Raw genomic sequence first — 13,683 nt, 5'->3', positions numbered from 1 at the left:
AGCGTTGCAAGGAGGGCACCCCTATGACGGTTCGACAACCCAAATATAGTAAGGAAGAGTTTGCGCGGCGGGGGCATGAACTCTATGACTCGCAAGTGCGGTGTCAAGTGGAGGCGAATAACTACGGCAGGGTTGTTGCCATTGATATTGAGACGGGGGCGTATGAGGTCGCTGATGAGAGTCTGACTGCGGCCAAAGCGTTGTTGAAACGTTATCCTGATGCCCAAATCTTTGGGATTCGGATTGGGCACCGTGGGGTTCACCGTTTTGGCTTTCATGCGCCCAATGTATCTAGTAGCTCAGTACAGGACAAAAATTGAAGCTGTTACCCTCTGTCGTCATTATGAGGTGCGTCGAGAGGTTATTTTAAAAGTCCCGTTAAGCTCTGCATTCGCCCCCTAAATCCCCCATGCTGGGGGACTTTGAGAGTTTATGATTATCCTAGATGTGAGATAGGGTTAGGGGTAACAAGAGGCAAGAGATGAAATCGCAACACCACCGCATTCGCGGCACGACCCCAGCAGTCGTTGCCGCTGCGCGACGACTGAGACTAAATCTGACAACCGCCGAACAAAAACTGTGGAAAGCACTGCAAAAACGTCAACTCAGCGGCCTGAAATTCCGCTGTCAACACGCTATCGGTTCGTTTATTGTCGATTTTTACTGTCCCCAATGCCGATTAGTGATTGAGCTAGACGGCGACATTCACGACCATCAGATGGAGTACGACGCAGCCCGTACCGATCAACTCAACCAGCCTGGTTACCGCGTGATCCGATTCCGCAACGCAGACGTTATGCACCATCTAGATAACGTACTTCAGCAGATTCGACAGGCAAGTGAGCAAAGCATTGATCTACAGTCAAAGTCCCCCAGAATGGGGGATTTAGGGGGCGAATGCAGTACGTTTGATACTTTTTACACATCCTCTAAGCGCGTCTGAAGTGGATGCGGTGACTATGTTTTTGGGGTTGGTGGCGAGTGGTGAGTCTCAAGAGGTGTGTGTGGAGCAGTTGGCGGGTTGGTTGAGGGGCAATAGTGTAGTGAGGGCTGAGGACGAATGAGCTTTCCGAGGTATGAGGCGTATAAGAATTCTGGGGTGGAATGGTTGGGGGAAGTGCCTGAGCATTGGAAAACTAAGCCTCTTTGGAGCTTGTTTAATAGAACAAAGCGAACTGGCTATTCAGAGGAAGAGTTATTGTCTGTGTATCGCGATTTTGGTGTAATTCCGAAATCATCCAGAGCAGACAATTTCAATAAGCCTTCGGATGATTTGTCGGCTTATCAACTTGTAGAGGTTGGCGATCTTGCAATCAACAAGATGAAAGCATGGCAAGGCTCTGTTGCCATTTCTAACTATAGAGGAATTGTTAGTCCTGCCTATCACGTCTATTCGTCACAGAATAAGGAAAGCTCCCGATATCTACATCATCTTTTCCGATGCAATGAATACATAGCAGGATATCTATCAAACTCTAAAGGAATTCGTGTCAATCAGTGGGATCTAGATCCACAGCAGCATTCTCGTATGCCCATCTTGCTACCTCCCATCTCTGAGCAACAGCAAATCGCTCGTTTTCTCGATCGCGAGACTGCCCGCATTGACGCCTTGATCGCGGAGCAGGAGCGGCTGATCGAGCTGCTGAAGGAAAAGCGGCAGGCAGTGATTTCCCATGCGGTCACCAAGGGCCTCGACCCCACCGCCCCCATGAAGGACTCCGGCGTCGAGTGGCTCGGCGAAGTACCCAAGCATTGGCAGATAACTCGAATTGGATGGCAATGCCTTGTAGGGAATGGATGTACTCCATCTCGTGACAATCTTGCTTATTGGGAAAATGGAGATTATCCATGGCTTAATAGTTCAAAGGTCAATCTAGAGAGGGTAATTGAGGCAGATCAGTTTGTTACTGAACAAGCTTTAAAGGAATGTGCACTTCCAATTGTCAAGCCAGGAACTGTATTGATAGCTATTACTGGTGAGGGTAAGACTCGGGGTATGGCAACTATTACAGAAATTGAAGCCACAATAAACCAGCATCTTGCATATATTGAGCATGAAGGAATTAATCTTTCTCATGACTTTCTTCATGATTGGTTGTCCGCAAACTATCTTAGGCTTCGTTATGAATCAGAAGGTTGGGGAAGTACCAAAGCTGCTATTACATGTAGGGATTTGCGCGCTTTTTCTCTGCCCCTGCCTCCAATGAGCGAACAGAGAGAAATTTGTCGATTCATTAAAAAGAAAGTATCACTTTTGAATGAGCTTGTATCGCAATCTAAAGAGAACGTCTGTCTTCTCCAAGAACGCCGCTCAGCCCTAATTTCCGCTGCTGTGACAGGGAAAATAGATGTCCGAGGCTGGCAAGCCCCCACCAACGCTTCCCCAGCCAATTGCTAGACAATAGAACCATGCTGCTCGATCCCTTCCGAATCCAAAGCGATGCAGTTCTAGCACTCAGTCAACACTATGGTGCACAGCGTATTCGTGTTTTTGGGTCAGTTGCCAGAGGAGAAGAGCAACCCCATAACGATATCGATTTTTTAGTAGAAAAAGCCACCGTGTACCTAGACTTCTGAATCTGCATGGTTAACACTGCATTGTCCCCCAGCCCCCCAATTCTGATACCGCTGGCGAAATTCACATCCAGTTACATTGAGAGATTATATCTATGGCCTTCAGCATTGCGCTCGCCCCCTAAATCCCCCACCTGTGGGGGACTTTACCTGTTTTCCCACACAGATATTTAAAATTAGATTTGAGAGAAAAATGCTTGAAATTGTTGGCCCCATGATCCAGCTCAGATATAGGCTCAAAGTCCCCCAGAATGGGGGATTTAGGTGGCCGTGAGAGGCTTTGCAGTGTAAACGAATATTTATTTCGCCAGCGGTATCAACTCTGGGGGGAGAATATTGAACAATTTCGGTGCTTTCGTAGGTCGGGGCATTCCACCGTGCCGGAACGAGTCATAACCGCAGCAGCCAAGGAATTATAGCTTCCTTCAAACATTGAGATTGTTCACTGATCTCCACAAGTATCGAATGTTTCAGGCTGCTCTCCCCCCAGAATTAGGGGGGCCGGGGGGCCAGTGCAAAATGGAGTAGAGCACCAACCCAATTGCTAGAATGCAAGCAATCTCGCCTCGCCCTAGTCCCTTCATCCATGGACACCATGCAAACCCTAAAAATGACTGCTCGTGTCAACAAAGACGGCACCCTTCAAATTCAATTACCCGATCATTCTGGCGAAGCCCTCGACATTTTGCTGGTCTACCAACCAATATCTAATCAACCCAAACGCCAATGGTCTCAAAAATTTCTCCAGACCTTTGGAGCATGGCAGGGCGAATCCTTAGAACGAGCACCCCAGGGTGAGCAGCAAGAGCGCGATGTGCTGATGTGATTTACCTACTCGATACCAACACCTGCATCCGATACCTCAATCAAAGTAGCCAATCTATCTATGAGCGTCTGCTCAACATCTCTGCCGATGATGTTTGTATCTGTGATGTCGTCAAGTATGAACTTTACTATGGGGCCTATAAAAGCTCAAGAAGAGCCAAAAACCTTGAGAACCTGAGTAATTTCTTTGGCGATCTGGTGAGCTTGCCTTTTGACGGTAAAGCTGCTGAAGTCTGTGGACAAATCCGAGCCGCATTGGAAACCGCAGGCACCCCTATCGGCACCTACGATTTGCAAATTGCTGCGATCGCCTTAGCCAATAACCTCACTCTAGTGACTCACAACACTAGAGAATTCGGACGAGTGCCAGACCTACAACTCGAAGACTGGGAAAATAGCTAGTCTGCACAAAAGGCTAAACAACCAGTAATGCTGCAGGAGATGAGAAGGATGCCTAACCGTGAATTCGATAGGTATGGAGTAGATCACCAACCCAATTGCTAAAATGCAAGCAAATCGCTCACCAACCCAATCGGCAATTCTCGCAATGGCATCCCTTGAGCAAATCCAGCAAGACCTCCAAATCCTGCCCCAAGAGGCACTAAATCAGGTCTATCAGTTTGTCCAGCTCCTCAAAAAAGATAGCCAACCCTCTCAAGCCACCCAGACGCCTCAGTCGTCCTCAATCCCAACAGTCCCAACCCCAGACTATACAGACTGGTCGGACCTTATTGGCTGTATCAGTGCCGAAGAAGATCTATCGGTCAATTACAAAGCCTATCTGGCAGAGGGGCTAGAGAAAAAATATGGTCATCATTGACTCTGGCTTCTGGTTAGCACTCGCAAATAAACGTGATACATTTCACCAACAAGCCATAGCTCGCTTTCCTGAATTCCAGCCAGAAGGATTCATCACAACCTGGTGTGTGATCACTGTGATCATAGAAACTTGCTACCTCTTGCAGCAAAGGGTCGGTATCGATGCCCCCGCTGCTTTACTCAAGAAAGTCTCGGCTGGTGCTATCCAGGTATTCGATTTGACACCTACACACTGCACACAAATACTGAATCTGATGAATCAATATCGGAATCTGCCCATGGATCTAGCCGATGCGTCCTTGGTGATTCTGGCTGAACACCTGGGGCACGGGCGTATTCTCTCCGTCGATCAGCGAGACTTCAACACCTATCGACGGAAAAATACTCATCCCTTTCAAAATCTACTGATTTAACCGACATAGCAACTCAATCTCTAAATTTGCATATTTCCCCTACCCGGCAAACCCTATGGCCGACAGCAAAGAAGCCGCCTTCCAAACCGATATCATCAATGCCCTGCAAGCCCAAGGCTGGCTCGTCGGCACGTCTGCAAACTACAACCCCACTACTGCCCTATATACCGAAGACCTGCTGGCCTACTTCCAAACCGCCTGGCCCGACCGTTGGCAAAAACTCTGCAAGAATAACCCCACCGACCCCGCAGGCGTCCTAATTCAAAAAACCGTCCGGACTTTAGAACAAAACGGCTCCCTAGACTTACTGCGCCATGGCTATAAAATTCCCGGCATCAAAATTGAGCTGTGCAGCTTCCAGCCCGACCACGGCATGAACCCCGATACCCAGGCTCGTTACCAAGCCAATCGCCTGCGGGTGGTGCCAGAAGTATCCTACTCGCCCCATGCCCGCTCCGGTGACTATAACCCTCGCCTCGACCTAGTGCTATTCGTCAACGGCATCCCCACCGCCACATTAGAACTCAAAAGCGAGTTTAAACAATCCATCGACAACGCCAAACGCCAGTATCGGTTTGATCGCCCCGTCAAAGACCCCCTCACCCGCACAGCAGAACCCTTACTCGCCTTTAAGCGTGGTGCCCTGGTGCATTTTGCCGTTAGCCAGCAAGAAGTCGCCATGACCACCCAACTGGCAGGCAAAGACACCTTTTTCTTGCCCTTTAACCAGGGCACGAAGGATGGCGGTGCAGGCAACCCAGCTCCCAAGGCCGAAAACACCTACGCCACGGCGTACCTATGGGAACAGCTATTTCAGCCTGATGCTTGGCTAAAGGTGTTGGGTCGGTTCTTGCATCTGCAAAAGCCCAAGGAAGAAGATTTTGACGGTTCCGTTAAACCGAAAGAGAAACTGATTTTTCCTCGCTATCACCAATGGCAGGTGGTCAACCAGCTGATAGATACTACTCGCCGTGAAGGGGCAGGCCAACGATACCTGATTCAGCATAGTGCTGGGTCCGGGAAATCCAACTCCATTGCCTGGACCGCCCACCAGCTGGCTTCTCTCTATGACGACGGCGGTCAAAAACTATTTAGCTCCGTCATCGTCGTTACCGATCGCACCGTTCTGGATAGCCAACTCCAGGACACCATCTACCAGTTCGAGCATGCCCAGGGCGTTGTGGTTCCCATTACCCGCGAGGGCACCAGCCAAAGCAAGTCAGAGCAACTGGCCGAGGCCCTATCCAGCAAAACCCGCATTATTATCGTCACGATTCAAACCTTTCCCGCCCTATTTGATGCCCTGGATAAATATCCTGACCTCGCCAGCGGTCGCTATGCCGTGATTGCTGACGAAGCCCATTCCTCCCAAACCGGATCGGCTGCTAGCAAGCTGAAAGCCATTCTGGGGAGTGACCATCCTGATACCGAAGGACTGAGTGCCGAAGACTTAATGGATGCTGCGGTACAGGCGCGGGGACCCAATCAGTACATCAGCTACTATGCCTTTACCGCTACACCCAAAGCTAAAACCCTAGAACTCTTTGGCCGTCCACCCAACCCCCATCAGCCTCCCAGCGTGGACAATAAGCCAGAACCCTTTCATCTTTACTCCATGCGGCAGGCCATTGAAGAAGGCTTTATCCTCGATGTGCTGCTCAACTACACCACTTACGCCACCGCCTGGAAAATTGCCCATCCCCATGCTGAGCAAGGAGAGGTGGATTCTAAACAGGCCCGCACCAAGCTGGCCCGCTGGGTCCGTCTGCACCCCCATAACATCAGCCAAAAAGTGGAGGTTATGGTTGAGCACTTTCGCGAGCATGTCACCCATCTGCTCAATGGTCAGGCTAAGGCCATGGTGGTCACCACTAGTCGCCAAGAAGCAGTCTGCTATCACCTCGCCCTTAAAACCTATGTCCAAGATCAGGGCTACACCAACGTGCATCCCCTGGTGGCGTTTTCTGGCAAGGTGCCCCCGGATGACGCTATCCCGGAAGAGGTACGCGAAACCAGTACTCTCCTTAACCCCAATCTCAAGGGGCGCGATATCAGGCAGGTCTTTGATACGGCTGAATATAATGTCATGATTGTGGCCAACAAATTCCAAACGGGCTTCGACCAGCCCAAGCTCTGCGCCATGTACGTGGACAAAAAACTCCACGGCGTAGATTGCGTACAAACCCTCTCTCGCCTCAACCGCCTCTTCCCTGGCAAAGCCACCTTTATCCTCGACTTCTTTAACGACCCTCAGGATATTCTGGAAGCCTTTTTGCCTTACTACAACAAGGCAGAACTCGCAGATGTCTCGGACCCGCAGCTCCTCTACGACCTGCAAAATACCCTAGATGAAGAAGGCATTTATCACGGGAGTGAAGTGGAAGCGTTTGCCCTGGCCTTCTTTGACCCCAAAGCTGCCAATGCCAAGCTGGCTTACCATTGCCAACCCGCCGTCAATCGCTATAAGCAACGCTATCAAGAGGCTGACGCCAACCGCCGACAAGCCTTGGCGCAAAAACGTACTAGCAACACTGCAGCCCTAACACAAGCTGAGTCAACCTTAAAAGCTGCGGGAGAAGAGATTGACCAACTCGACCTGTTCAAAAAGAACCTCCAGAGCTTTGGGCGTTTGTATGAATTTCTCTCCCAGATTATCGATTACGAAGATCAGGAATTAGAGCAACTATGCGTCTATACCAAGCACCTCTACCCCCTACTGCGACGCGATCGTTTAGATCGAGAACAGATAGACGTTTCTGAACTTTCTTTAACCCACTACCGTCTCACTAAGCGTAAGGAACAACAGCTCCGACTCGCAGAAAATCAAGGTGAATATCCTTTGCAGCCAGGCAGTGCGATTGGTACTGGCAAAGCCCATGACCCCGAGAAAAAGAAGCTCTCAGAAATCATTCAGTCCCTCAATGACTTGTTTGGTGCTGAAATTAGTGATGCAGACCAGGTCCAGTTTCTCAATACCATTACCAAGCGCATCCGTCGTCAGGAAGATGTGATGGCCCAGGTTAAGACCCATACGCCAGAACAGGTGATGCATGGCCTGTTTCCCCAGAAGGTGGTGGATACGGTATTAGATGCCATGACTGATCATGAAAAACTATCCCTAGACGTTTTAGATAATGAAGAATCGGGCCGCAAGTTTGCCCTGCTCGTATTGAATATGCTGAAAGCCGCCAGTAGTTCCTGGGAAGCGAACAACGACAATAACCAATAAGCGGATGATCGGACTTGAACCGATGATATTCAGTTTGAGAATCTGAAATAAAACCTTTACCCTGTATGGGTTTTGACGAGTGATTTTCTTGTTTACCCCAAACCTGCCCCATAAACAGAGATTTCTGTTTTTGATAATTGCTATGACTGATGATCTCAAGCTTTGAGCTGGGTTCTAATATAAATGCCAGTATTAGCATCTTATTTTTGATGGCATTGCAATCATTGATGAAAATGATATCAAGTGTCAGGAGTCATCTGTATGGCCAGCATCACTATCCGCAATTTAGATGAAGATGTCAAAACGAAGCTGCGTGTACAGGCAGCCCAGAATAATCGCTCCATGGAGGAAGAAGCTCGTGTCATCCTGCGACAGGCATTAGCTCAGACTGTATCCGAGCCTAATACTGCTGATTTAGCACTGCAATTATTTGGCCAAGACAATGGCGTTGAGCTAGAGGCCCATCCTGCTGTCCTGCCGCGAGAGCTTGAATGATCATTCTCGATACGAATGTGGTGTCAGAACTTATGAAGCCAGCTCCGTCTTCACAGGTGTTGGACTGGATGCGTGATCAAGATCAAAAGGATCTGGCGATTACGGTGATTACCTTGGCAGAAATTTATTATGGATTGGGTCGCTTGCCTGAAGGCAGAAGGCGCGAAGATTTACATCGTAGATTTGAAATATTTATCGATACAGGCTTTAGAGATCGACTATTGAATTTTGAGCCTAAAGCAGCTTTGGCTTACGGTGAGTTGTGTAATACCTGTTTGCAACAGGGGTTACATGTGGATGCCTTCGATATGATGATTGCTGCGATCGCAAAACAATACGGTAGTGCGATGTTCTACGACCGGCCTTTGGCCATTGCAACTCGAAACATAAGCGATTTTGAAGGGTGTACGATAAAACTCATCAACCCTTTTGTAGGGTAGAGAATGATGAGCATGTGTCAAAGCGGATGATCGGACTCGAACCGACGACATTCAGCTTGGGAAGCTGACGTTCTACCACTGAACTACATCCGCAGAACGTGAATATTAAGATAGCATCCAACTCTGACTCCTTAATCGAACTATAGATTTTGTCCATTAAATAATTAAATGCACTGATTTAAAGAATTAGTGCACTCTTCGAAGAGTCTATAGCTGGTTACTGTATCTATCTTATACAACCTTTTTCGAATAAAGAACTTTTCTCCATAATTAAATATTTAAGTGCACCACCTCTGTATAGTGGGGGTATTCTTTTAAAGAATTACATGCACCTTTGTCGGTGTGTTGGTTAGGTTTTGCTAAGTCCTATGGAATTTGCAAATACTGCAAAAGATGCACAGTTATTGGCAGAGAGTGAAGAATCTGTTGATGTCGATAGCTTACGTGATAGTTCTCTGCTTCCCCAGGTCTTGGAATCTTGTGCAGAGTCCTCCAATCTGAAAATCCGCCTGCTTTCAGAGATTCTTCGAGCACCGGAAGGACTGAAGACTCAGAAAATTAGAGAAGCAGCCCAGATCTTAAGGGTTCATCGAACCACAATTATTCGCACGCTAAAACGGGTCAGAAATAAGGGCTGGGATGGCTTAGCTGTAGAGGTCAGAGCGGATAAAGGTAAATTCAGAATATCCAAAGAGTGGCATCAATTTATCGTCCAAACCTATCTGCGGGGTCAAAAGAATAGCTTGCGGATCAATCGCAATCAAGTCTTTAACCTCGTCAAAGCCCATGCAGAGCTAAATTTAGGTCTCAAACAAGGCGAATATCCGTCTCATGTCACCGTTTACAAAGTTTTAGCCCCCTACATTGAGAAAGCTCGGGAAACCCAGCGGCACCCAGGTCAAGGAAAAAATAAAGTTGCTCGTACGACGGATGGGGATATACCCGTCACTTATAGCAACCAGATTTGGCAAGCAGACCATACCAAAGCCGATATTCTGCTGGTAGATGATAAAGGAGAGATTATTGGTTGTCCCTTCTTAACGATCATTGTCGATCACTACTCTGGTTGTCTGATGGGTTACTACGTAGGGTTTGAAGCACCTGGAGCCTTTGAGGTAGGGCTAGCCTTGCGTCACGCGATGCTTCCCAAGCACTATGGACCTGAGTACAAGCTCGAACAACCTTGGATTGAACGTGGGATTCCAGATTATCTATTTACAGACCGAGCCAAAGAGTTTAAGTCTCTGCATTTGAAGAAGGTTGCTTCTCATCTCGGTATCAAGCTCAGGCGGCGCGCATATCCCCAAGCTGGGGGAGTCGTGGAATCAGTGTTTGGAAAAAACAATACAGAATTGCTATCTCATTTACTGGGCTATAAGGGTTCCAATGTTCAAACTCGCCCTGTAGAGGCTGAAAAAAATGCCTGTGTGACCTTGGAAGAATTTGAGCAGCTGATGGTCCGCTATTTTTCCCAGCATTACAATCTCCATCAATATCCCAAAGTCAGAGATACCCTGAGACGAGAGCGTTGGCAAGCTTCGCTATTGGGTGATCTGCCGATCATCGATGAACGAAAACTTGATGTTTGCTTGTTGAAAACCAAGAAGCGGAAAGTTGAGAAGCATGAGTCGTTTAATTTTGAGTGCTTAAAGTATCAGGTGAAGGCCCTAAAAAATCTGCCACACAAATATATTCAAATCCGGTATGACCCGAGAGATATTTCTACCGTGTTGGTTTACTCCTATTCACAGGAGTCTGAGCTATCTGAGTATATAGGCTTGGCCCATGCCAGAGATTTGGAGAAAACTCGTATTTCCCTGAAAGAATGGCGTCTTATCAAGCGCAAGATGCATCAACAAGAGCGAAAGATAGATAATGTGGCCTTGCTAAGTGAGCGGCTGGATCTGCAGCAGTTTTCAGAGCAGAAACGGAAAGAGAAATCTCAGAGAAAGTGTCGGTGGAAAGCCCAGGATAAGCTAGAGGAAAAGACCCTGCAAGACTCCCAAATCGCTGAAATCAAGGGAAATGTTATGGATTCTCAGGATGGGAAGCGAGTGGTCCAGGATCCCCCAGATCAACAACCCTTTTCCGATCATGACGTTGCTGCAGAATCACAGCAGGTTTCTGTGATAGAGAATTGGGATGAGTTTCTGAGTGAAAGCTGGTGAGCCCGATGGTAGAACCTGTCCCAATTCAATTGACATCGGTTGATCTCGGTGAACAGCCTTCAGAGCTAGATCTGAAAGCCCAGCGAATCAAGGAATTTGATCCCTATATTCAAACTCCTAGAGAACAAGCCTATTTTGATTGGCTGAATGAGCGCAAAGCCGTGTTGCACTCTGGTGTGGTGTACACCTCTGATGATGTGGGTCTTTCAAAGGCAAGTCAGGTCTATCGGGCTCACTATTCCAAGCAGAAGGGAGGGCTGTACCGCATTCCGATGCCTGTGTTGTATGTGGAAATGCATGATCCAGGTCGTCCCCGAGATGTCTTTATCACCAGCAATTGTAAATTCAAAATTTTGGCAAGCTAGGTTGTAGTCGTTGAGGATGTATTCATACACTTGCAGAGCCCCAGACGATGAATGAAGGTGTTCTAAATTTCCCTCTCTTACTGCACTGGCTACATCAGCTCATTGAGCACCTCGATGATCCACGTCAACCCAGTAATGGCACCAAATTTAGTCTCAAAGATATTGTATTAGGCGCATTTGCTGTCTTCTTTATGCAATGTCCTTCGTTTCTGGAGTACCAACGCCATGTTCATAGTCGTCATGGTCGTGACAACGCCCAAGCCCTCTTTGAGTTAACAGAACTCCCCACGAGCAACCAAATCAAGAATGTTTTGGACTTGATCGCATTTCGTCTTCTGTTTCCCATTTTTTATCAAATTTATAGCGTTCTCCTACGACGAGGTTATCTAGAGCAATATAAGGTTCTAGGTGGACACCTGTTGGTAGGGCTAGACGGCAGCGAGTATTTTTCCTCAAACCGGATTTGTTGCGATCAGTGTTCTACCAAAACCCATCGGGATGGGAGTGTCACCTATACGCACACCGCCGTGTTGCCCGTCCTCGTTTGTCCGGAAATTGAACATGTCATTTCTCTGGCCCCAGAGTTCATTCGTCCTCAAGATGGTGCGGAGAAACAGGATAGTGAAACCGCTGCGGCCAAACGGTGGATCAAGGGGCATGCTCAAGGGTTTGACGGAGCCAAGATTACGGTTCTTGGCGATGACCTCTATAGCCGTCAACCGATGGTGGAGACTTGTTTAGAGGATGAGTTGAACTTCATTTTTGTCTGTTTGCCCTCCTCCCATCCAGAGCTATATGAATGGGTAGAGTATTTAGAAGGTATTGGAGATGTTGAGCATCTAGAGACTCGGGGCTGGAACGGTCGCTATCATGAAATTTGTCAGTATCGCTATTACAATCGCATCCCCCTGCGTGAGGAGCTACCAGCAGTGATGGTCAACTGGTGCGAAGTCTCTGTTACTCGTGCTGCTGATGGAAAGACTATGTATCACAACGCGTTCATTACTCACCATTTCATCAATGACCAAAGTGTGGCCGAGATTGTCAGTGCTGGACGTGCCCGATGGAAAGCGGAGAATGAAGGACACAATGTCCTCAAAACCAAGGGCTATCACTTAGAACATAATTTTGGTCATGGTCAGAAGAACCTTGCTGCTGTGCTATTGGTACTCAACCTGTTGGCATTCTTATTTCATACCGTCTTGCACTTGGTGGACTCCACTTATCAACGCATGCGAAAGCAACGGGGAACCCGACAAGGCTTTTTTCACGATATTCAGACTTTGACCAAATACTTGCTCTTTGAGAGTTGGGAGCATTTGCTCCAGTTTATGTTGGATGATCCAGAGCCTCGAATAGCAGCCGATACCTCATGAAATATTGAATTTACAATTGCTGACAAAAACGCTTTCGCCCGATCCCCCCGCTCATTATGCTCAATCCCCAGCTCGGTAATCTCTCGATCTACTGCTTCCGCTACTTCTTTTTGAGCTTTCTCAATCTCTTTCCGCTTTTCTGGACTCGCCCCAATAATATTCAACGCTCCCCAGGTCAACATACAGGCCACCGGATTCAAATCCGACGCATACACATCACACCCCAACCGCGCCGCCTCAAACGGTATCGACCCACCCCCACAAAACGTATCTCCCACCTTGGGCCGATGCCCATAGCGCAAAACCCCCAACTGCTCCACCAACGACTCATGGGAATGTGCCTCAATGCCAAACGGTTCCAGGTGCTTATTCACATCCTGCCAAATCGGCCCATAAAGAACCTCTGGATCAATCTCTTCCGGTCGCCGACACAGGCCCACCTTCTCCTCAAAAGACAATCCTTCTAACGCCTGCATAAAAAAAGGATACTTGTCCCGCAGGTCTGAACCCCGCTTCCATCGCACCTTTAGCTTCGGGTACTGCTCCACATCCAACGGAAACTGCAGCGCCTCGATCTCTTCCGCATCGTAAAACTTGTTGGTGTAGTCAAAAAAGTCCCAAGGGTTCTCCAACGCTATCCGTTGGGCAATATCAATCACCCTTAGCTTCGGCTCTCGCCAGCCAAAAGCCGCATCATCAATGCCCATCAGCTTCTCAAAGATGCGCAGATCCGCTTCTAAATCATCCGTCACCGGCAGCAAGCATCCCAGCACAATCGCCCGCACCATAATCAACGGCTTGCGACCTTTCCAATAAGATCCCAGTGCCGTCAACGTTTGCCCTGCCCCCGCCTTACGCTCCTTCTGCGCCTCCGCCGAAATCTTCTGCGCTGGAAATACCCGCTCAATCAGTGAGGGGGCATCTTGTAGCGATAAGCGTTTCAAAGACGGAGTCGGCATGTATAAAACTAGGAGAGGAA

14 protein-coding genes, 1 tRNA gene and 1 pseudogene are annotated in these 13,683 nt (G+C 48.2%); 14 read left to right on the top strand and 2 right to left on the bottom strand.

Features of this window, described 5'->3' with window-relative positions:
* The first annotated feature begins 23 nt into the window (after window positions 1-23).
* The 11 genes from I1H34_RS15375 to I1H34_RS15325 all read left to right on the top strand — a co-directional run bounded on the left by I1H34_RS15375 (window position 24) and on the right by I1H34_RS15325 (window position 8,795).
* Window positions 24-320: a hypothetical protein gene (locus tag I1H34_RS15375; RefSeq protein WP_212661914.1), complete on the top strand. Its 297-nt coding sequence runs from the start codon at window positions 24-26 to the stop codon at window positions 318-320.
* Between the two features lie 161 nt (window positions 321-481).
* The gene (locus tag I1H34_RS15370; RefSeq protein ID WP_212661913.1) at window positions 482-943 is read left to right on the top strand and encodes an endonuclease domain-containing protein; all 462 of its coding nucleotides are present in this window, start codon (window positions 482-484) and stop codon (window positions 941-943) included.
* 117 nt (window positions 944-1,060) lie between these two features.
* Window positions 1,061-2,398 (top strand): restriction endonuclease subunit S, encoded by a 1,338-nt coding sequence (locus I1H34_RS15365; protein ID WP_212661912.1) that lies wholly within the window; start codon window positions 1,061-1,063, stop codon window positions 2,396-2,398.
* 11 nt (window positions 2,399-2,409) lie between these two features.
* A complete protein-coding gene (locus tag I1H34_RS15360) occupies window positions 2,410-2,577 on the top strand; it encodes a nucleotidyltransferase family protein (RefSeq protein ID WP_212661911.1) in 168 nt (55 codons plus the stop codon).
* A gap of 583 nt (window positions 2,578-3,160) precedes the next feature.
* A complete protein-coding gene (locus I1H34_RS15355) occupies window positions 3,161-3,400 on the top strand; it encodes a hypothetical protein (RefSeq protein ID WP_212661910.1) in 240 nt (79 codons plus the stop codon).
* Window positions 3,397-3,801 (top strand): type II toxin-antitoxin system tRNA(fMet)-specific endonuclease VapC, encoded by a 405-nt coding sequence (gene vapC, locus I1H34_RS15350; protein ID WP_212661909.1) that lies wholly within the window; start codon window positions 3,397-3,399, stop codon window positions 3,799-3,801. Before I1H34_RS15355 ends, vapC begins: the two co-directional genes overlap by 4 nt.
* A 103-nt stretch (window positions 3,802-3,904) precedes the next feature.
* Complete coding sequence (locus I1H34_RS15345; protein WP_249369279.1) at window positions 3,905-4,219, top strand: hypothetical protein; 315 nt, start codon at window positions 3,905-3,907, stop codon at window positions 4,217-4,219.
* Window positions 4,206-4,631, top strand: coding sequence for a type II toxin-antitoxin system VapC family toxin (locus I1H34_RS15340; protein WP_212661908.1), 426 nt, complete (start codon window positions 4,206-4,208; stop codon window positions 4,629-4,631). Before I1H34_RS15345 ends, I1H34_RS15340 begins: the two co-directional genes overlap by 14 nt.
* 55 nt (window positions 4,632-4,686) lie before the next feature.
* Window positions 4,687-7,860: a type I restriction endonuclease subunit R gene (locus tag I1H34_RS15335; protein WP_212661907.1), complete on the top strand. Its 3,174-nt coding sequence runs from the start codon at window positions 4,687-4,689 to the stop codon at window positions 7,858-7,860.
* Between the two features lie 261 nt (window positions 7,861-8,121).
* A complete protein-coding gene (locus I1H34_RS15330; protein ID WP_212661906.1) occupies window positions 8,122-8,355 on the top strand; it encodes a FitA-like ribbon-helix-helix domain-containing protein in 234 nt (77 codons plus the stop codon).
* A 32-nt stretch (window positions 8,356-8,387) separates the two neighbouring features.
* On the top strand, window positions 8,388-8,795 hold the full coding sequence (locus I1H34_RS15325; RefSeq protein WP_249369277.1) for a type II toxin-antitoxin system VapC family toxin: 408 nt from the start codon (window positions 8,388-8,390) through the stop codon (window positions 8,793-8,795).
* Between the two features lie 21 nt (window positions 8,796-8,816).
* Here the strand turns inward: I1H34_RS15325 and I1H34_RS15320 are convergent.
* A tRNA-Gly gene (locus tag I1H34_RS15320) sits at window positions 8,817-8,888 on the bottom strand.
* Window positions 8,889-9,163: 275 nt separating this feature from the next.
* On the opposite strand from I1H34_RS15320, the gene I1H34_RS15315 reads away from it, so the two are divergent.
* The 3 genes from I1H34_RS15315 to I1H34_RS15305 are packed head-to-tail and all read left to right on the top strand — an operon-like array spanning window position 9,164 to window position 12,704.
* Entirely contained in the window at window positions 9,164-10,963 is a 1,800-nt protein-coding gene (locus I1H34_RS15315; protein ID WP_212661904.1) for a Mu transposase C-terminal domain-containing protein, read from the top strand.
* Between the two features lie 5 nt (window positions 10,964-10,968).
* Window positions 10,969-11,328, top strand: coding sequence for a hypothetical protein (locus tag I1H34_RS15310; protein WP_212661903.1), 360 nt, complete (start codon window positions 10,969-10,971; stop codon window positions 11,326-11,328).
* Between the two features lie 47 nt (window positions 11,329-11,375).
* Window positions 11,376-12,704, top strand: a complete 1,329-nt coding sequence (locus I1H34_RS15305; RefSeq protein WP_212661733.1) for an ISNCY family transposase — start codon at window positions 11,376-11,378, stop codon at window positions 12,702-12,704.
* Window positions 12,705-12,727: 23 nt separating this feature from the next.
* Here the strand turns inward: I1H34_RS15305 and I1H34_RS32220 are convergent.
* Window positions 12,728-13,663: pseudogene (locus tag I1H34_RS32220) on the bottom strand (DUF1156 domain-containing protein); the annotation flags it as partial.
* Between the last annotated feature and the right edge of the window lie 20 nt (window positions 13,664-13,683).

The sequence above is a fragment of the Acaryochloris marina S15 genome (assembly GCF_018336915.1).
Taxonomy (GTDB): domain Bacteria; phylum Cyanobacteriota; class Cyanobacteriia; order Thermosynechococcales; family Thermosynechococcaceae; genus Acaryochloris; species Acaryochloris marina_A.
The sequence above is the reverse complement of the archived record's forward strand: the minus strand, read 5'-3'. Positions and strand labels throughout refer to the sequence as shown.